The sequence below is a fragment of the Fusibacter sp. genome (assembly GCF_057447755.1).
The window spans coordinates 164,935-179,961 of the sequence record NZ_JBVBZF010000001.1; the positions used below are offsets into that span (position 1 = coordinate 164,935).

Annotated in this window: 35 protein-coding genes; 22 read left to right on the forward strand and 13 right to left on the reverse strand. The window is 33.3% G+C overall.

Annotation, left to right across the window (positions count from 1 at the left end; genetic code table 11):
* The first annotated feature begins 89 nt into the window (after positions 1-89).
* The 6 genes from AC220I_RS01070 to AC220I_RS01095 all read left to right on the forward strand — a co-directional run bounded on the left by AC220I_RS01070 (position 90) and on the right by AC220I_RS01095 (position 2,048).
* Positions 90-248 carry a hypothetical protein gene (locus AC220I_RS01070; protein ID WP_486721980.1) on the forward strand — a complete coding sequence of 53 codons (159 nt, stop codon included), beginning with the start codon at positions 90-92 and terminating at the stop codon, positions 246-248.
* Positions 248-640, forward strand: a complete 393-nt coding sequence (locus AC220I_RS01075) for a hypothetical protein (protein ID WP_486721981.1) — start codon at positions 248-250, stop codon at positions 638-640. Before AC220I_RS01070 ends, AC220I_RS01075 begins: the two co-directional genes overlap by 1 nt.
* Positions 641-695: 55 nt before the next feature.
* Positions 696-908, forward strand: coding sequence for a 30S ribosomal protein S21 (gene rpsU / locus AC220I_RS01080; protein WP_486721982.1), 213 nt, complete (start codon positions 696-698; stop codon positions 906-908).
* A gap of 285 nt (positions 909-1,193) precedes the next feature.
* The gene (locus AC220I_RS01085) at positions 1,194-1,451 is read left to right on the forward strand and encodes a hypothetical protein (protein WP_486721983.1); all 258 of its coding nucleotides are present in this window, start codon (positions 1,194-1,196) and stop codon (positions 1,449-1,451) included.
* 1 nt (position 1,452) lies between these two features.
* On the forward strand, positions 1,453-1,665 hold the full coding sequence (locus AC220I_RS01090) for a hypothetical protein (protein ID WP_486721984.1): 213 nt from the start codon (positions 1,453-1,455) through the stop codon (positions 1,663-1,665).
* Positions 1,666-1,667: 2 nt separating this feature from the next.
* Positions 1,668-2,048: a hypothetical protein gene (locus tag AC220I_RS01095; protein ID WP_486721985.1), complete on the forward strand. Its 381-nt coding sequence runs from the start codon at positions 1,668-1,670 to the stop codon at positions 2,046-2,048.
* Positions 2,049-2,108: 60 nt separating this feature from the next.
* Here AC220I_RS01095 and AC220I_RS01100 read toward each other — a convergent pair whose 3' ends face one another.
* Positions 2,109-2,750 (reverse strand): hypothetical protein, encoded by a 642-nt coding sequence (locus tag AC220I_RS01100; protein ID WP_486721986.1) that lies wholly within the window; start codon positions 2,748-2,750, stop codon positions 2,109-2,111.
* A 112-nt stretch (positions 2,751-2,862) separates the two neighbouring features.
* On the opposite strand from AC220I_RS01100, the gene AC220I_RS01105 reads away from it, so the two are divergent.
* From AC220I_RS01105 to AC220I_RS01180, 16 genes are all read left to right on the forward strand, one after another.
* Positions 2,863-3,030 (forward strand): hypothetical protein, encoded by a 168-nt coding sequence (locus AC220I_RS01105; RefSeq protein WP_486721987.1) that lies wholly within the window; start codon positions 2,863-2,865, stop codon positions 3,028-3,030.
* 485 nt (positions 3,031-3,515) lie between these two features.
* Positions 3,516-3,737, forward strand: coding sequence for a hypothetical protein (locus AC220I_RS01110; RefSeq protein WP_486721988.1), 222 nt, complete (start codon positions 3,516-3,518; stop codon positions 3,735-3,737).
* Positions 3,725-4,018, forward strand: coding sequence for a hypothetical protein (locus tag AC220I_RS01115; RefSeq protein WP_486721989.1), 294 nt, complete (start codon positions 3,725-3,727; stop codon positions 4,016-4,018). Before AC220I_RS01110 ends, AC220I_RS01115 begins: the two co-directional genes overlap by 13 nt.
* The gene (locus AC220I_RS01120) at positions 3,990-4,184 is read left to right on the forward strand and encodes a hypothetical protein (protein WP_486721990.1); all 195 of its coding nucleotides are present in this window, start codon (positions 3,990-3,992) and stop codon (positions 4,182-4,184) included. The genes AC220I_RS01115 and AC220I_RS01120 overlap by 29 nt, the downstream gene beginning before the upstream one ends.
* Positions 4,177-5,040 (forward strand): endonuclease III domain-containing protein, encoded by an 864-nt coding sequence (locus AC220I_RS01125; RefSeq protein WP_486721991.1) that lies wholly within the window; start codon positions 4,177-4,179, stop codon positions 5,038-5,040. The genes AC220I_RS01120 and AC220I_RS01125 overlap by 8 nt, the downstream gene beginning before the upstream one ends.
* Positions 5,027-5,503: a hypothetical protein gene (locus AC220I_RS01130; protein ID WP_486721992.1), complete on the forward strand. Its 477-nt coding sequence runs from the start codon at positions 5,027-5,029 to the stop codon at positions 5,501-5,503. Before AC220I_RS01125 ends, AC220I_RS01130 begins: the two co-directional genes overlap by 14 nt.
* A complete protein-coding gene (locus AC220I_RS01135) occupies positions 5,500-5,727 on the forward strand; it encodes a hypothetical protein (RefSeq protein ID WP_486721993.1) in 228 nt (75 codons plus the stop codon). The genes AC220I_RS01130 and AC220I_RS01135 overlap by 4 nt, the downstream gene beginning before the upstream one ends.
* Positions 5,714-5,914 (forward strand): hypothetical protein, encoded by a 201-nt coding sequence (locus tag AC220I_RS01140; protein WP_486721994.1) that lies wholly within the window; start codon positions 5,714-5,716, stop codon positions 5,912-5,914. The genes AC220I_RS01135 and AC220I_RS01140 overlap by 14 nt, the downstream gene beginning before the upstream one ends.
* 289 nt (positions 5,915-6,203) lie before the next feature.
* Positions 6,204-6,554 carry a ribosomal protein L7/L12 gene (locus AC220I_RS01145; protein WP_486721995.1) on the forward strand — a complete coding sequence of 117 codons (351 nt, stop codon included), beginning with the start codon at positions 6,204-6,206 and terminating at the stop codon, positions 6,552-6,554.
* A complete protein-coding gene (locus AC220I_RS01150; RefSeq protein ID WP_486721996.1) occupies positions 6,551-6,898 on the forward strand; it encodes a hypothetical protein in 348 nt (115 codons plus the stop codon). The genes AC220I_RS01145 and AC220I_RS01150 overlap by 4 nt, the downstream gene beginning before the upstream one ends.
* Before the next feature lie 31 nt (positions 6,899-6,929).
* Entirely contained in the window at positions 6,930-7,166 is a 237-nt protein-coding gene (locus AC220I_RS01155; RefSeq protein WP_486721997.1) for a hypothetical protein, read from the forward strand.
* Positions 7,163-7,414, forward strand: coding sequence for a hypothetical protein (locus AC220I_RS01160; protein ID WP_486721998.1), 252 nt, complete (start codon positions 7,163-7,165; stop codon positions 7,412-7,414). The genes AC220I_RS01155 and AC220I_RS01160 overlap by 4 nt, the downstream gene beginning before the upstream one ends.
* The gene (locus tag AC220I_RS01165) at positions 7,365-7,619 is read left to right on the forward strand and encodes a hypothetical protein (RefSeq protein WP_486721999.1); all 255 of its coding nucleotides are present in this window, start codon (positions 7,365-7,367) and stop codon (positions 7,617-7,619) included. Before AC220I_RS01160 ends, AC220I_RS01165 begins: the two co-directional genes overlap by 50 nt.
* Positions 7,612-7,917, forward strand: a complete 306-nt coding sequence (locus AC220I_RS01170; RefSeq protein ID WP_486722000.1) for a hypothetical protein — start codon at positions 7,612-7,614, stop codon at positions 7,915-7,917. The genes AC220I_RS01165 and AC220I_RS01170 overlap by 8 nt, the downstream gene beginning before the upstream one ends.
* Positions 7,918-7,922: 5 nt before the next feature.
* The gene (locus AC220I_RS01175; RefSeq protein ID WP_486722001.1) at positions 7,923-8,120 is read left to right on the forward strand and encodes a hypothetical protein; all 198 of its coding nucleotides are present in this window, start codon (positions 7,923-7,925) and stop codon (positions 8,118-8,120) included.
* Positions 8,121-8,494: 374 nt separating this feature from the next.
* Positions 8,495-8,785 (forward strand): hypothetical protein, encoded by a 291-nt coding sequence (locus AC220I_RS01180; protein WP_486722002.1) that lies wholly within the window; start codon positions 8,495-8,497, stop codon positions 8,783-8,785.
* Between the two features lie 583 nt (positions 8,786-9,368).
* On the opposite strand, the gene AC220I_RS01185 is transcribed toward AC220I_RS01180, so the two are convergent.
* The 12 genes from AC220I_RS01185 to AC220I_RS01240 all read right to left on the reverse strand — a co-directional run bounded on the left by AC220I_RS01185 (position 9,369) and on the right by AC220I_RS01240 (position 14,931).
* Entirely contained in the window at positions 9,369-9,653 is a 285-nt protein-coding gene (locus AC220I_RS01185) for a hypothetical protein (protein WP_486722003.1), read from the reverse strand.
* A 117-nt stretch (positions 9,654-9,770) separates the two neighbouring features.
* Positions 9,771-10,157, reverse strand: a complete 387-nt coding sequence (locus AC220I_RS01190; RefSeq protein WP_486722004.1) for a hypothetical protein — start codon at positions 10,155-10,157, stop codon at positions 9,771-9,773.
* 135 nt (positions 10,158-10,292) lie between these two features.
* Positions 10,293-10,922, reverse strand: coding sequence for a hypothetical protein (locus AC220I_RS01195; RefSeq protein ID WP_486722005.1), 630 nt, complete (start codon positions 10,920-10,922; stop codon positions 10,293-10,295).
* A gap of 211 nt (positions 10,923-11,133) precedes the next feature.
* Positions 11,134-11,400: a hypothetical protein gene (locus AC220I_RS01200; RefSeq protein ID WP_486722006.1), complete on the reverse strand. Its 267-nt coding sequence runs from the start codon at positions 11,398-11,400 to the stop codon at positions 11,134-11,136.
* Between the two features lie 62 nt (positions 11,401-11,462).
* Complete coding sequence (locus AC220I_RS01205; RefSeq protein ID WP_486722007.1) at positions 11,463-11,690, reverse strand: hypothetical protein; 228 nt, start codon at positions 11,688-11,690, stop codon at positions 11,463-11,465.
* Positions 11,691-11,947: 257 nt separating this feature from the next.
* Entirely contained in the window at positions 11,948-12,208 is a 261-nt protein-coding gene (locus tag AC220I_RS01210; protein WP_486722008.1) for a hypothetical protein, read from the reverse strand.
* Positions 12,209-12,603: 395 nt separating this feature from the next.
* A complete protein-coding gene (locus AC220I_RS01215) occupies positions 12,604-12,879 on the reverse strand; it encodes a hypothetical protein (RefSeq protein WP_486722009.1) in 276 nt (91 codons plus the stop codon).
* Positions 12,880-12,943: 64 nt separating this feature from the next.
* A complete protein-coding gene (locus tag AC220I_RS01220; RefSeq protein WP_486722010.1) occupies positions 12,944-13,243 on the reverse strand; it encodes a hypothetical protein in 300 nt (99 codons plus the stop codon).
* A 634-nt stretch (positions 13,244-13,877) separates the two neighbouring features.
* Positions 13,878-14,162 carry a hypothetical protein gene (locus AC220I_RS01225; protein ID WP_486722011.1) on the reverse strand — a complete coding sequence of 95 codons (285 nt, stop codon included), beginning with the start codon at positions 14,160-14,162 and terminating at the stop codon, positions 13,878-13,880.
* A gap of 68 nt (positions 14,163-14,230) precedes the next feature.
* A complete protein-coding gene (locus tag AC220I_RS01230) occupies positions 14,231-14,413 on the reverse strand; it encodes a hypothetical protein (RefSeq protein WP_486722012.1) in 183 nt (60 codons plus the stop codon).
* A 66-nt stretch (positions 14,414-14,479) separates the two neighbouring features.
* A complete protein-coding gene (locus tag AC220I_RS01235; RefSeq protein WP_486722013.1) occupies positions 14,480-14,620 on the reverse strand; it encodes a hypothetical protein in 141 nt (46 codons plus the stop codon).
* A 65-nt stretch (positions 14,621-14,685) separates the two neighbouring features.
* Positions 14,686-14,931, reverse strand: a complete 246-nt coding sequence (locus AC220I_RS01240) for a hypothetical protein (RefSeq protein ID WP_486722014.1) — start codon at positions 14,929-14,931, stop codon at positions 14,686-14,688.
* Between the last annotated feature and the right edge of the window lie 96 nt (positions 14,932-15,027).

Below are 15,027 nucleotides of genomic sequence, written 5' to 3' on the forward strand. Positions count from 1 at the left end.
GACCTTTCGATCGAACACAAATACGACGAATACACCAATGCTTTGCTGTCACTGCAAAACGTGCACGAAGTTTTGGTGTAGATGTTCCTATGCGTAATATTTGGAAACATTATCCAATTGATTTCTTACTACAGGAACATGAAAGAATTCAGAAGGAAGCTGTGATGTTGAGTGAACGTGCTTTGGGTAGTTTTATGTGCAAAACTCCACCAGCAATTAAACTTCATAAACTTAAGTGGAAATTATAATGGTTCCTTCTGATAATGATATTAGAAAGATGATTGAACATGTTTGTCATGGATCTTGGATGAAACATAATCTAATTGTATTCGGTAAGTTAATTCAGCCTAGTTATGATATTCATTTTACTATTCTCAATCCTGACTACAAAGTAAATGTGTTCCTTCGATATCAAAAAATTCATTGGGATAGTGTTGATATTTTATCTTCCTCTTCTATCGATGGAATTATAGGTTCTGTTTTTCGTGAATGGATTATGAGAAAGACCATGATACAAAAAGCTAATACAGAACCAGATTATGCTAACTGGTTGGTTAAAAACCAAGTGGATGGAATTACATACATAGAAGATCCATCTGAAAAAATGATTCGTTTACACAATCTTAAGTGGAAGTTGTAAGTTGACTTTTATTTAGCACAGCCATACAATATAATTATTATAAGAGGATTCTAATATGCCAGGTGTTACTGCAAGAAAAAATGAACATTTTAGTTCATTGTTACGTCGATTCAAAAGATCGGTTGAAAAAGATGATACATTAAATGAACTACGTAAACGTGAGTTCTATGAAAAACCTTCCGCTTTAAAAAAGCGTGCTAAAAAGGCTGCCGCAAAAAGGTGGCATAAACAACAACGAATGGAACAGCTCCCTCAGAGAACTCATTGAATGTAAGATATTCAAAAAAGGATTTCGTTTTTCGAAATCAATGGATTGTTGACGTCCTTCATGATCCCAAATATAAAGATGGGAGACAAGGACGTCGTGTTCATATATGTAAGAAAGGAGATAAAATTCGTGTTATTGCTTGGTGCAAAGGATCTCCTGATGTTTATGTTAAGTTCAAAGATATTGTAAATTTCTGGTCAATCACCAAGTTAGAAGATCTCACAACTGTTGACCCACCAACATAATTATTGTATTATATCCCTAAATTAATCGAGGAACAAAATTATGTATCACGATCCAAAAACCTATCAAGTTTCTGATTATCCTGAATTGGAAATCGATGAATTGTCTGATGGACGAATTTGTCTTACTTATCCTGATGTGGATGGAGATTACAGTCAACATTCAGTAACAGAATTCACTCCTGAACTGGTACATGATATTACTGCGAGAATTGATGTTGTTCGAGCAATCAAAAATCTCAAAAAAGCATGTCCTACTATCAAATATGTCAACGTTAAAGTAACTTACTTGGAGCAATAAAATGAACTTAGATCAAGAGAAAGTGTACGATCATTTATGTGAAGATTATCGTACTGTAACGACCGAACGTTTAATGCGTCATGACACGTATTCTCAAATGGAAGAATTTCGTGTTGCTATTGAGGAAGCAGGTGAAGATTTGGGAATTTATCTCGATGATGACGAAAAGGAAGAATTGGTTGAGGAATTGGCAAATAACTTTTTGAAGTTCTGATTATGAAGAATTTCGATCAGGAAATGAAAGAATTGGATGATATTGTAGATGTGGGGTTCGAGACTCTAAGAGTATATAACTATATTTTTGGTACAAAAATCGACTTCGCAGATTTTGTTCAAAATCATTCTTTCAAATGGAAAAGATTGTATGGAGTTGCATTTGGGTTTATAAAAGATGAGGGTTGTTCATTGCCACATGATACTAAGATGTCTGTTATATCTTTGCTAATCGCCAAACATAAAGGACTGATTGGATTAGAGGTTAGCAAGGATGAAAAAATGATGATGGAATACATTTCAACTTACGATTGGATCTTTGACTGTTTACCTAATCAAACCGAAAAACTAAGGAAGTTCCAAAATCTTAAATGGAAACTATAAAGAAAAGGAGGGAAAATTCCCTCCTAATCTTTTTGGCTAATACTTGGAGAGTAACATAGCCTATTCAAAATTACTGTGATATCCATCTCTATCTTCAATTCGATCTAGACAACTTTCACCAACATTCACTTCTTTTAACATATCATTTCTATCACCAATCAACACATTTTTGTGTTCAAATTTATTTGTGTCCTTTATTTCGTTAAACAAAATTTCTGCTGGACTTGGTGTGTAAGTTGTATAACTTCCAGATCCGCCTGCGAACACACTATCTCGTGGACTATTGTAACCTTTTCCAGATCGATTTGCATAGTTGTCCTTCATTCTTTGTCGTTCCGATTCTGGTAAATTATTGTAATATTCGGAAAAAGTGGGAGGAGCATTACAAGCTACTTGTTTTCTTTTGAATTTTTCTTTTGCTTTTTCCAAATAACGCTTCCAATTTTGTTTTATGTCCTTCCATTTATCCTTTGTATCTGACATCGTTTTATTAACTTTAAAACAAATAGAATTGTTCTTATTAAGATAAGGTGTCAGATAAGTGTGTTGATCATACCAATCTCGTTCCTTTTCTGTAACAGGACATCCTCCACATATTCTTAATTTGGTAAGTAGAAATTTCTTTAATTTGCGTTTAAAATAGATGTGATGAATGATTGGAGTAACTAGTACTATAATCATTAGAGGTAATATAATTTCCATACGAAGTATCTCCTTGTATTATATTACTATTTAGAAATTAAAAAAATTAGGTTACCAGTTGACATAATTTTTAATTCAGGGATAATAGAACCCAAGTTGAGGAGAAATTCTAATGGGTATGATGAAAGCATTATTATTAACAGTTGAAGAAGAATATGGTTTGCACCCCGAATGGGATACAAAAACGTTAATTGACCATATTGTTCAGCAGTATAATTATCCTCGCAATTGGGTTATTGATGCGTACAACGAAGTAACATTTGATTGCTACGAGGAATAAAATTACTTGAGGTAAGGTTGGTAGATTGCCAATCAGTTTAAGCGCGTATTGTGGTGGGGGCGACTTATTCAGATTTAGTTGAACGTTTCAATAATGAAGTTGACAAATAATTCAAATTCTAAGAAGATTATCTTGATCGTTAAGTAGATTGCATGCTACTTTGTGACCACACCACGCAGCCAATCTGTGGTTTTGGTGACGACTTAAAATTCCGATTGGTTATGTAGCAGAGGTGTTCCAAATTTTTGGATATGCAAATACCTAAATTATTGAGGGTATCACCGTTGAAGCTTTGACATAGGACCTTGCTTTTACTGGGTAAATGTAAAAGGTCTGACTTGGAGATTACTATAGATGCTTATTCCTATACCAGTCCTCTGTAGGAATTTAAAATTATGTTTAAGTCCCACCGTTTTTTCCAAACCTCCTGTTGACCCAACATACAATTTAGGGTATTATATCTTAAATTAATTGAGGAAAATACAATGTCTGAATATTTTACACCTCCTGAATTTCCCGAATTGGTTATCGGTAGTATTGTTAGTGTTCATGGTTGTTATAGTGATCCACATTCAGAGTTACATGGTGATCATTTCTACACTGGTGGAACAGTCGTTTTAATGAATGAAAAGGAATTTGTTCTTGATACTGAGCAAGGATTTGTTATAGTTGCAGTAGAGGATTTGATAGCAGTATGGAAATCATAAGGTTAGTAACACATTTAGAACCAAAACATGTCTATGGTATATTTGGTATTTTGGTTCTTATCTTAGGACTTTTAATGGGAAGTACTATTTTCCATGAAAAATTAGATCATGAACATTTCACGTATGTTAAGTATTCAAAGACGAGTGACAAAGTGGAACTGATTTCTAAGGAATCTCCAGACGTTTGGTACTCCTCTGTTTTTACTCGTATTGTTGCATACCAAAATGCTGTCACTTGTACGGACAAATTAAATGAAACCAATGCAAAAAGTTTGGATTAAAACCAATATTAAATTTCCTTTTGATCCACATTCAAAAAATGCTGTGAAATCAATTCTGAAAGAATACAATCTATCAGAAGATGAACAGGTTAAAATTATTTCTCAAATTGAAACAAAAACTATTTCTTTTGAGGACTTTGAAAAAATACTGGTGATTAATGATTGATCAACGATTAATGAAACTAATTGCCAAATTGGCAAAAGATTATCCATTACCAATTCGTACCTTTGGATTAACAGAGGACGATATTGGTAGTGAGAATTGGAAGTTCAGACGTTTAATTACTAATGTAATTGTTGGTGGTTCAAACGAAGATAACGCATTGAAAGCTACCGAAATTATATTCCAACAATATCCTGATTGTAAAGCAATTTATAATTGTGACCAAAAAGTATTTAGACGTGAAATAGCTGATATGCTTGAAGAAAATGATATTAAGTATCCAGGCAAAAAAACTGAACGTATTCTAAGTCTTGTATCAGATTTGGAATTGGAACACAATGGTGAAGTACCAAAATTCTTTAATGAATTAACGGATTTACCTGGAGTTGGACGTCATACAGCAAGTATTATCATGTCTTTGGCTCATGGTGAATGTGATTATTTTGGTGTCGATCTTCACGTACGTAGAATCTTGAAACGTATGGGATTTTTTGATGACAAAATTTCAGATCTTGCTTTGGAAAAAACCGTTAATGATATTGTACCTTATCAAACTGATTTAGGACGGTTCTCTCGTAACTTAGTTGATTTCGGTAGAGATGTTTGTTCGTTTAATCCTGACTGTTCAAGATGTCAAGTCAAGAACTTAATTGATTGTCCAACTGGAAGTAAAGTCAAATCAGAACCACAACCTACCATTCCTCAAGGTGAATATAAAGTCTTAGGAAGTTCAGGACATGAGTTTACGGTCACGGTTTCATGTAGTAAAATTACTTGTAGATGTAAAGGATTCAAATATAGAAGGAAATGTTCTCACGTTGACAAAGTACGTAAAGGTGAAATAAATGCAACAACTTGAATTATCAACAAAATCTTGGCACTATGCTCTATTTAAACAATGGGGTACTTATTATGGTGAAATTGATCTATGTACCTATACGCGAAGATTGGTAATCAATTTTCTATACTGTATTGGTATCACAATTCTTGGTGTACTAGCAGGAATGTTATTGCTTGAAGCACCAATCCAAGTGCTTGGTTGGATGGCTGGTTATCCATTTTTTGAAGCATTCTATTTCTATGAGTGGTCAATGGTCATCTCAGGTATGCTTTATTTCTTAGCTCTTTTGTTTGGAACAATTGGTGGAGTAATATTTGGTATTTGTACAGTTTTTACAAATCAAGAAAAAAATATTAAACGTGGATTAACTCGAATGATTGATCGTGTTGCTGAATATGACACTAGTAAGTTAGTAGCAGCCAATTATCGTTCTTTCAAGGACAAATATTGTTACTTGTTGAAATTTAAGGAATCAGAATGATCTCACAAGAATTCATCGACAAGTACTTTGATTGTGACGAAGATGGATTCTGTCTAGTTAAAGAAGAATATGTAATCAAGTTGAATTTTTTTGAACCAGATTACATATCCTCCATCGAAGAAGATATGGTCTACAGTATGGCAAGTGATAGCAAGTATTCCAGAGCCAAATTAGATCCCAAACTTGTTCAAGTTTATAAGAGGGTAGAAGATGAAAATTTCTAAACAAGAGTTCCTAAAACTGCTTGATGATTATCTTCCTGATGACGCAACTATTATTGGTTGGAGTCCAATGGCTGGTGAGGCATTTGAACTGGATGATGAAGTTCTCGAAATGTACTTACCCGAAAGTGTGGATGCTGAGGACGCAGAAAATCCCGATCATTCAACTCACATTTTGTACCTAGCATGATGGAATTTCTTGTTGTGGTTTTTTCCTCAACCATTAATATCATTAATTGGAGCAAGAGCAAAAACAAACAATCCAAAATGGTACTTTGAAGGAATAGTAAAGGACCGTAAGAAAAAGTAGAGACAATCCGCCGATTTCCGCCGCTTTCTCTGTTTAGGTTCATTCACCTTTTCCAAGCCCCAAAAGATTTCCGATGAACCAAACCTAACTATATTGACAGTCTCTTCACAAACTGTTATAATAGATCTAATGTATTGTGGTTTAAAATTAATGAAGTGTGGATATTATCATGAGATACAAAATTCGCTGCAGAAATGCTGAATATGTAAAAGAGAACAAAGTTCCTGCAATAAAGGCATTTCGTGGAATGTTTGGAGTTGGTCTTAAAGAAGCAAAAGATTCAATTGAAAAAATGATGGAAAACGAAGGAGTTAATTTCGATTTCAATTATGGTGTAATGGAAAATTTTTCAGAATATCTACAAAGTTTTAAAGCAGAAGGATTTGATGTTGAAGACATGAATACAGTCGATAGAAGTTCTGTTCTTTCTTGTCTTGAAGAACTTTCTTTACAGGCAGTAGAATCACACGATTTTGATATAGCTACAGACTTAATTTCAGTACTAAGGAAATATGTATGAGTGTTAGATTTCACACCAAGTACCCTACTCGTAAACCTCTTGTTGTTGGTTCTATCAAAGAATCAAAGATTCAAGCAATGTTGAATACCATTCGACATCAACATGGACTTGCAGATGTTGATCCAACCAATCCTCATGATATTAATTTGACATTATTAACGAATGTGGATTCGACCAGATTTGGTCATCACACGAACAAATTGACAAAAGCAAATATGGGAGGCAAAGTTATCATTGTATTAGAATCATATTGGGCTAATGGTACCCATGATGATTCGTGTTTTGCCGTACATGGAATAGATGATGATTGTTGGGATCTTTACCTGCTTGCAATAAACAGCTAGTTACAATATTTCAAATAACAAGAATAAGAAAATGAAATACAAACAATACCAAAAACTTATTTGTACAGAAAATTATGTTATGGATGATGGAGACGTAACATTTACAGCAGGACGAAAATATATGATTGATCGTATAGATCGATACATTTGGTTTTACAATGACCAAAGTAACTACCATGCATTGCCCGTTTCTGACGTGGACAAGCATTTTAAATCACCAGAGAGTGTCTCAGACGCTTATAAACGTGCTATGAAGGTATTAGGATGACTGAACGAAAAGAAAGTCAAGATTTTGAAATGAAGAAGGTTATTAATCTCATTCCACTTGTTATGGATACAAGTATTGTAACCTTAATATTTGTAGGACTAATTTCTATTATCCACGATATGACCTTTTGGGGAATTCTTATTGCCTTTTTGGGCTCTGCATGGCTGTTGACTGACCTCTTCCCTACAAAGTACTATAGTGAAAGAAGAGTTATTCTTAAAGAGAGAAAAGATGATTCAAATACCTGAAAATTTTCCAATCAAACACTTTTTAGTTGATACTGGATTAATTGTCATCCTTGCACTTATATTGATTGCATTATGTCAAATTAAGATTACGGTTGGAATGGTTATATTTCAAATCATCCTTGCTCCAATATGGCAATTAACTATGCCTGGACATCGTAAGAGATATGGACTTAAAGAACTATCATGGTGGAAATCAAATGATTAATATTGAAGCAAGATACAAACCTGGAACTTCCATGTACCATATAATCTATGATGGGTGGAGTCGAGATTTCAAGCATTCTCAAATACTTGAGGAAGTGAATGCTCAAGGTTATGCTTGTACAATTGAAATGATTGCTGATCTTTGTTCATTATTCCAAAAACAAATGGATGATTACTTTGATCGACAAAATGAGGCTATTCCAGGACCTGACAGATTGGATCCTTTTGATTCCATACAGGAACGAAATGAATTACTAACAGAATTATCACAGATAATTCGTGAACATGAAAAGTGGTGAGTACAATGGGTGGATTTTTATTGGTGATTGTGATCTTGTTTTTCACAGTAGTTGGAATTGCATACATCTTTGAAAGACGAGATGGTGGATTACACAATCCATGCACCAAGTGTGAAAAATGTGGTTCTTGCATACATGATGATTTGGAAGAAGTCAAACCAAAAGTATGTGTAGATTGTGGTGGACGTTGCGCTAGGAAATAGGACGTAGAATGATTGGTGATTTATACAACATTATTAAGACGGGTGTGTTGGTCCTCGTAGGATTGGCACTTGTTATTGGAATTATTGTTGGAGTTTTATTATGAAACCAGATTTCTCATTCTTGTGGAAAGCAATTGGTGTGATCATAGTACTTGTATTCCTTGTCGGGTTAGGACTTGGATCATTGTGAGGATTTGGTTACTATTAACCTGCCTTATTGCAGGATGTGGAACAAATCAGACTGTTACTTCGTTTGGTGGTGAGCTAAAGCACCCCACCAAAGCTCCCGAATGCCTTGAATCCGTACTGGGGTTAGTTACATCAACAGCTGGACAAACGTTGTTGAGACCAATATGCAAAAGGTGGAGCAAATAATGGTAGGAATCGGATCAAAACATGTGTGGGTAGCTCCAACTATTTTATATGGTGGGATAATTTTAGCTATGATAGTGGCTTTGGCGTTTGGTCCAACTGCTTGTAGTAACAATGAACCACACGTAAATCTAACACCATGGGCTGATGTTGGTAAAGTCGTATGTCTTAAGAACTTACCAGGTACAAAATATATTGTAGAACGCAAATATGGTTCGGGTGTGATATTAGTTCCAGATCCAACATTTGAAGGACGTATTATCAGGTTTAGATTATTGGAACCCTGTAACTGATGGAATGGATAGCTTACACTCTTATAGGCATAATGGCATTTTTGGTATTCGTTGTTTTACCGTTGGTTGCATTGTGGCTCGAGATTAATGATCCACCATCTGGCAAAGGACCAACAGGAATTTTCTAATAGTGTTGAACAATCTGTTGAATAATAAAATAAAATTCTTCGGTTGTTAAATCATTTTTCATAGTGTTAATAGCCGATATACATAATACTATATTTTCTTTTGTATAACCTTTTGAACTATCTTTCCGTTCGATTGAAACAGAATAGGGGCCTGCAGCCGTCATTTGCATTTTTTTCTATTTTCTATTTACAAAAATTCTAATTTTCAAATTATTTTTTTCTAAAAAAATTTTTTCGGGTTTGGGATTTTGGAGATTGGATTCAAAATTTGGTACACAATGCCTAGGGCCGAATATCTATACCTACGAATATTCGAAAATCGGGTCCCTCGCATACGAATATTCGGATATTCTAATATACTGAAGCGCTGATAGATTATTCTGAAACAGAAAACTAAATAGGAATGAAGAAGTTAGTACATCCTTGTACAATTAAGTTACATTAGTTGTTGTAACTTATTGATACTTGTAAGGAATTTTCATTACAATACTCAAGCATCTATAATCAGCATGAATTTCTGCTTTAAAATCAAGTAGATTGTTAGCTTGAAGTAACTGATTGATTTGTTTGACTTTTTCGTTAACTTGTTGAGTATTCAGGAAATTAATTCCTTTATCAGTCTTTTCGAATACTCCATAATACTTAACTTTCTGAAATGTATTAGTTTTATCTGAAAACATAACACATTGATTCAATTGAACTTTTGAACGTACAAGTTTTAATATATCTTTACGTAACATATTGATTCTCCTGTGAATTAATATAATATATTATACTACAAATAAAATATAATACAACTGTTGACATTACAACTTATTTGTAGTACAAAGACATCCATGTCTTCGAATGTTCGTATATTAGAATATTAGTTGATTCGAATCTGATTCTATTACAAGATAAGTATCTGACTCATCACAATCAACTCCAACAACAGCTACTATCTTGTTCTTTTTTATGAAGTTATATGCTTTTTCACTATGTGTCCAAATTGCAAACAGAAATCTCTCAGATAAATCAGAGAGATACAAATCTGATTTCTTTATCTGTACTACAGATTTACAATTACTTAATATTCTATTTTCAATCTTCACTATCTGCTTGATTAATGAAGTAATTTTGACACAATCATTTACACATACATGACATGTATCTAATTGAGATTTGTAGAGAATTTCAGTCTCATGAAATGAGATTGCTACTAAATGATAAAATCTTGTTTGTTTGAAAGAACGTTCATTTGACATGTTTTAATATCTCTGTGATTTAATATACGTTCATCATACTACAAATAAACTTTAAGTCAACTGTTGACATTACAACTTATTTGTAGTAAGAAAGAACATCCATGTTCTCTTATATTCGAATCTTACTATCTTAACTTAAAAGTTAAGAATCTTTCGTAAATTCGCATAATATGTGGAACTTCCTGCAACTGTCAAACCTGCTGATTTTTGTAGTAAAATCATTCCATCCTGTCTATTCGGATATTCGTTATTCTTAATATAGTAATCCTCTAAAGCTTTGATTGCTAAGGTTTTTTTACTTTCCTTAACTGCTTGTTTTGCAACAGGTTTTTTAGGTCCTTTAACTTCTTGATTTTCTTCCTTTTTCTTTGCCTTTTTAACTTCCTGTTTTTCTTCAGTATTTTCAGTACTTGTAACTTCCTGTTTTTCTTCCACTTTTTCTTCCTTCTTTAAAGCTTTGATTTTAACGAATTTTCCATCTCCAATTTCTATATCCATAATACTTCCATTCTCATCCTTAAAACTGATATATGTTCCATCATTACTAACTACTTCACCATTATAGGAAAATTTACCAACTTCATCTTCTCCCATCCATTTTACCAAATCACCACTTACTAAGTTAACTGCTTGATCTTTAGACATAATTTCATTTCCTGTATTAGTTAATGTTAAGTTTATATTATATGAACCTTTTTCCAAATTGTCAACAATTAATTTATTTAATTTTAAATTAGTTTGTTGAGTTGTTTGTGTGTTGTTCATGTAATTATAATCTCATTTATGAACCTAAATTACAACAATTATTTTAATTAATTTCGATAAAAGTTCTTGATAAGCTCATAAACAAAACTTATCACCACTATCTCCTTTTATACATATTGTCAGTACTAATAATCCTATATAAGATAAACCTATATCAAATAACGATATAGGTTTTTGTTAGTAATCAGTAAGTTACTTAGTGTACGAAGGATCAAGGAGTTAGAAAGTTTTTCTTAACTAATTCATACACTACAAAATCTTCAGGATAATCATACTGATAGAGTGTATCTACTAACCCATCAAATTCATTGTGGAATTTGACAAATCCTTTATCAACATTCACTTCAATGACTTGTACTTCGTATGACTTATACTCCATTCGAAAGCCATCATTGACATCATAATACTGTGAACTACCATCAGTACCTGACTTCTCCACAATGTTGTGTTCAAGTAAAAGATCAATATTGATTTGCATTTTAGTATCCTGTTGTTTAGTTATGATAGGGTTATATTACTACAACCCTATCTTGGAGTCAACTATTCCTCCTCTTCAGATATTCCTTTCATGGGACCAATAAGTCCATTAGCCATAATCGAGTCCAATGCCTCTCTCATTCCTGATTCACATGTCAATCCACAAAGTATTTCATCAAATACTTCTTCTTCATCAATGGCTTCCAAATCCACTTCATAGCCCTCATCTTCCATAACTTCTTTGAAGGTCTGTAGAATGTCATCTTTGTATTTGTTTAGTATGTCCTGCATATTATGAGTCACTCATATAGGGGTTAATTGATAGGGTTATATTACTGTGGACTATTAGTTATGTCAACTATATTGCATTAATATAACGTAATATGAGTGACTCATATATGGCGCTTTTTAGGACGCGGAATAACACCTTGACTTATAAGTTTATTCCAACGAATTCGTTCGTGGTACACACCCATAAAATAAAAGGCTCCAAACGTGCATGTCAATAAGATTGTAAACCAATTCATTTCTTTTTCCAAAAAGTCAACTTAAATTACATCAACTTCGATAACTTGAGCAAAACATACTGTTTCTCCTTCCATATCCTCATCTACCTCAATGTGAACATGAGTTCCATCTTCAGCAAACGAAGCCTCTTCGTACTCTTCAAATCGCTCACGAAGTGCAGCGATTGCTTTTTCTTTGGTAGAGTAAAACGGAGTGGTGATGTAATCACCATCTTCATCATACTCACTGTAACTTTTTTCAATTGCATAAACTTTCATAATTTGTTTCCTGTGTTTGTTCATTTAATAGGGTTATTATATAATAGCCTAAATGTAATGTCAACAACGACAAAACCCACCAGAACGAATCTTAGTGGGTTTTATCTTCTCATCTATTATCTATCTATCTATAAATTTAATATATAAATCAAGTAACTACATGACCGTAATCTCACCTCTTTGAGTGGCAATTTGGCTTAGTAAAATTATATCTTACCCTAACTAGATTGGTTAGTCAACTAGTACAAACAAATGTCCTGACTCCTCACCATTCATCATAATGATTTTGTCAGTTATTGGAACCAACCCACCCATCATATCCACCAAGTTCAACATACAAAGCTTTTTACAGACATATTATCTCCTGTGTTGTGTGAATTGATAGGGTTATATTACTATAACCCTATCTGTAAGACAACTTACTTTCTGTACTTTCGAACGTCCGTCCATCCATCATTATTCCAGTATCCGAATAAGTCTGAAAATGCATAATCCTTATAATCCATTTCACATAAGTACTTGAGAAGTTCAGGATTTTCCTTAACTTCTTCAATTGTAAGAGGTTTGGTCAGATCAGGATCTTCATCCTCATCTTCAACAGAACCATCAAACTCATAATCATTCAGAACATTAATAATGTTCTGCAAGTCCGATTCAGTAAGTTCGAATGTAACAGTATAGATTGGTTTTGACATATTTGTTTCCTGTGTTAATTGATATAATAGGGTTATTTTACAATAACCCTATTATTATGTCAACTTAAACTTGTTTCAATCTACAAAGTACTTTTTCGTACGTATAATGACCATTATTTGCAGTTGAATTGTAAAGTTTCAAGAAAACAGAAGGATACAAAATTTGTATCTGTTTGGAAGCTTCGTCCAATTGTTCTTTTGTTAAATGATCAACTTCCAATTTTATTGAAACATACTTTGGAGTTTTATTCACATAAAACACCTTAGTACAATTACAAATCAATTTGTTTGGATCAAATTTTTGTCCCCATTTGACCTTACGAATAATTTCTTCAATCTTCCTTCCTGCTTCGGAATAATTCATATAATTGCTCCTGTGATTAAAAATATATTATCATATATTATAACCCTAAAGACAACAAGTACATCCCTGTACTCTGAAGGTGGGCAACAGAAAAAAGAAACCCACATCGAAAGGAGGTGATGTGGGTTATAAAATGCCACTCTTGGTGGCTCACAGGATATTAGTTTAAAATATAAATCTTGCAACAATCATAGCAATTAAAATTGCTACACAAGCCTTAGGACTTACTGGTTCGCTTTTGTCAAATGCTTTTTCAAAGTATTTCATAAAGTTACCTCAACTACATACTACTGCAAGTAAACACGAAAATGCGATTACAAAACAAGTTACTAACATAATTATCTCCTGTATTTATAGGGTTATTATACTAGTAACCTAATTAAATGTCAACTAAATTCGTCTCCAAACATATTGTCGAATATAATATCACAATCTATGCGATCAATGATGTCCCTTAGCTTACTTCTTGATTTCCTTATCATTTCTGATTGTTCCGATTGCATCTTCTTTACTTTGCGTACACGATCAGTTGTAACTAACTGACAATTGCGACATTTCCGCAAAAGTTCCGCATAATAACCACTTGCATCAAAAGTGGTACCTTGCAGTCTTGTAACTGCTTGATTTAACTTACTCATATTTTGTCACCAATGTGGTACATTGGAATCTTGAATGATACGATAAATCCTTCATCTTCCAGCATGCGTCCATCAAATATGGGACGCAATATGTAACCATTATCATGTTCATGATCGATTTCAAACTGACCATGAAAACCTTGAGTATAAGTCCATGTCTCCTTAATGTTCTTACTACAAATAGCACGAATTGTGGACGGACTCATTATGGAAGATACAACTGCAATTGGTTCAATATCTTCACTAAAAGAAGAAATTACAGTTAAGACTACATCGGTCATAATTTCGATTCCTGTGTTTGTTAATATGATGGGGTTATAATACTATAACCCCATCATAATGTCAACGATTATTCTTCGTTAGTATCTTCTTGTTCTTCTTCGAAATAATTTTCAGGATCGAAGTGACGTTTGTGGGCAAGTTTGGTCTGAATTTGACCATCATGTCCACCTGCATTATATGCAGCCACCATCTCTGGTGTCCACTCTAAGCACTTACCATTTTTGGAAGGTTTTTTGGAACGTTTTGCCATAATTTTGTTTCCTGTTTTGTTAATTGATAGGGTTATATTACTATAACCCTATCTTAATGTCAACGATTATTGAGACAACCAATCACATACATCATTGTAGGACGCGTGAGGATAACGTGACATTATCTCATCAAGTTGTTCTTTGAGAGGACGCAATTCCTCCATCAATTTTTCTTCTTGTTGTTCCAACAATTCATCTTCGTCCATCGTGTTCTCCTGTGTAGTTTGATTTATAGGGTTATATTACTATAACCCTATCTTGGATACAACAGTTATTGATTTGATTGAAATTTGATTTTTTCAAGTAAAACAGTAAGTTCTACTACATAATCAATCCTTTTTGCAGTTTCTTGTCGGTAATTTTTGATATCGTCCTTTGTGATAACTATTTCATTTTGTTGAGGATTTGTGATATGAGGAAGACTATCTAACACCATATCATCTTCCATCTCACGATTAACTTCGATAACTTGTTGAAGTATATCGAATTCACGATCTGTTACAATTAATGTTTTCATGTTTGTTCCTGTGTTTTAATTTCAGATTATATATTACCCTAAATAAAAATTAAAATCAACTGTTGACTTTGTCACAGTTCCATAGTACATTAAAAA

Bases quoted from the DNA above. Each gene is read 5' to 3' on its own strand.
- AC220I_RS01130 (WP_486721992.1), top strand. From the start codon at position 5,027: ATGCAACAACTTGAATTATCAACAAAATCTTGGCACTATGCTCTATTT.
- AC220I_RS01085 (WP_486721983.1), top strand. From the start codon at position 1,194: ATGTATCACGATCCAAAAACCTATCAAGTTTCTGATTATCCTGAATTG.
- AC220I_RS01235 (WP_486722013.1), bottom strand. From the start codon at position 14,620: ATGGACGAAGATGAATTGTTGGAACAACAAGAAGAAAAATTGATGGAG.
- AC220I_RS01230 (WP_486722012.1), bottom strand. From the start codon at position 14,413: ATGGCAAAACGTTCCAAAAAACCTTCCAAAAATGGTAAGTGCTTAGAG.
- AC220I_RS01210 (WP_486722008.1), bottom strand. From the start codon at position 12,208: ATGAACAAACACAGGAAACAAATTATGAAAGTTTATGCAATTGAAAAA.
- AC220I_RS01075 (WP_486721981.1), top strand. From the start codon at position 248: ATGGTTCCTTCTGATAATGATATTAGAAAGATGATTGAACATGTTTGT.
- AC220I_RS01155 (WP_486721997.1), top strand. From the start codon at position 6,930: ATGAAATACAAACAATACCAAAAACTTATTTGTACAGAAAATTATGTT.
- rpsU (WP_486721982.1), top strand. From the start codon at position 696: ATGCCAGGTGTTACTGCAAGAAAAAATGAACATTTTAGTTCATTGTTA.
- AC220I_RS01090 (WP_486721984.1), top strand. From the start codon at position 1,453: ATGAACTTAGATCAAGAGAAAGTGTACGATCATTTATGTGAAGATTAT.
- AC220I_RS01145 (WP_486721995.1), top strand. From the start codon at position 6,204: ATGAGATACAAAATTCGCTGCAGAAATGCTGAATATGTAAAAGAGAAC.
- AC220I_RS01120 (WP_486721990.1), top strand. From the start codon at position 3,990: ATGAAACCAATGCAAAAAGTTTGGATTAAAACCAATATTAAATTTCCT.
- AC220I_RS01195 (WP_486722005.1), bottom strand. From the start codon at position 10,922: ATGAACAACACACAAACAACTCAACAAACTAATTTAAAATTAAATAAA.
- AC220I_RS01150 (WP_486721996.1), top strand. From the start codon at position 6,551: ATGAGTGTTAGATTTCACACCAAGTACCCTACTCGTAAACCTCTTGTT.
- AC220I_RS01180 (WP_486722002.1), top strand. From the start codon at position 8,495: ATGGTAGGAATCGGATCAAAACATGTGTGGGTAGCTCCAACTATTTTA.
- AC220I_RS01200 (WP_486722006.1), bottom strand. From the start codon at position 11,400: ATGCAAATCAATATTGATCTTTTACTTGAACACAACATTGTGGAGAAG.
- AC220I_RS01175 (WP_486722001.1), top strand. From the start codon at position 7,923: ATGGGTGGATTTTTATTGGTGATTGTGATCTTGTTTTTCACAGTAGTT.
- AC220I_RS01205 (WP_486722007.1), bottom strand. From the start codon at position 11,690: ATGCAGGACATACTAAACAAATACAAAGATGACATTCTACAGACCTTC.
- AC220I_RS01170 (WP_486722000.1), top strand. From the start codon at position 7,612: ATGATTAATATTGAAGCAAGATACAAACCTGGAACTTCCATGTACCAT.
- AC220I_RS01160 (WP_486721998.1), top strand. From the start codon at position 7,163: ATGACTGAACGAAAAGAAAGTCAAGATTTTGAAATGAAGAAGGTTATT.
- AC220I_RS01135 (WP_486721993.1), top strand. From the start codon at position 5,500: ATGATCTCACAAGAATTCATCGACAAGTACTTTGATTGTGACGAAGAT.
- AC220I_RS01240 (WP_486722014.1), bottom strand. From the start codon at position 14,931: ATGAAAACATTAATTGTAACAGATCGTGAATTCGATATACTTCAACAA.
- AC220I_RS01110 (WP_486721988.1), top strand. From the start codon at position 3,516: ATGTCTGAATATTTTACACCTCCTGAATTTCCCGAATTGGTTATCGGT.
- AC220I_RS01215 (WP_486722009.1), bottom strand. From the start codon at position 12,879: ATGTCAAAACCAATCTATACTGTTACATTCGAACTTACTGAATCGGAC.
- AC220I_RS01185 (WP_486722003.1), bottom strand. From the start codon at position 9,653: ATGTTACGTAAAGATATATTAAAACTTGTACGTTCAAAAGTTCAATTG.
- AC220I_RS01220 (WP_486722010.1), bottom strand. From the start codon at position 13,243: ATGAATTATTCCGAAGCAGGAAGGAAGATTGAAGAAATTATTCGTAAG.
- AC220I_RS01140 (WP_486721994.1), top strand. From the start codon at position 5,714: ATGAAAATTTCTAAACAAGAGTTCCTAAAACTGCTTGATGATTATCTT.
- AC220I_RS01070 (WP_486721980.1), top strand. From the start codon at position 90: ATGCGTAATATTTGGAAACATTATCCAATTGATTTCTTACTACAGGAA.
- AC220I_RS01100 (WP_486721986.1), bottom strand. From the start codon at position 2,750: ATGGAAATTATATTACCTCTAATGATTATAGTACTAGTTACTCCAATC.
- AC220I_RS01095 (WP_486721985.1), top strand. From the start codon at position 1,668: ATGAAGAATTTCGATCAGGAAATGAAAGAATTGGATGATATTGTAGAT.
- AC220I_RS01125 (WP_486721991.1), top strand. From the start codon at position 4,177: ATGATTGATCAACGATTAATGAAACTAATTGCCAAATTGGCAAAAGAT.
- AC220I_RS01225 (WP_486722011.1), bottom strand. From the start codon at position 14,162: ATGACCGATGTAGTCTTAACTGTAATTTCTTCTTTTAGTGAAGATATT.
- AC220I_RS01115 (WP_486721989.1), top strand. From the start codon at position 3,725: ATGGAAATCATAAGGTTAGTAACACATTTAGAACCAAAACATGTCTAT.
- AC220I_RS01190 (WP_486722004.1), bottom strand. From the start codon at position 10,157: ATGTCAAATGAACGTTCTTTCAAACAAACAAGATTTTATCATTTAGTA.
- AC220I_RS01105 (WP_486721987.1), top strand. From the start codon at position 2,863: ATGGGTATGATGAAAGCATTATTATTAACAGTTGAAGAAGAATATGGT.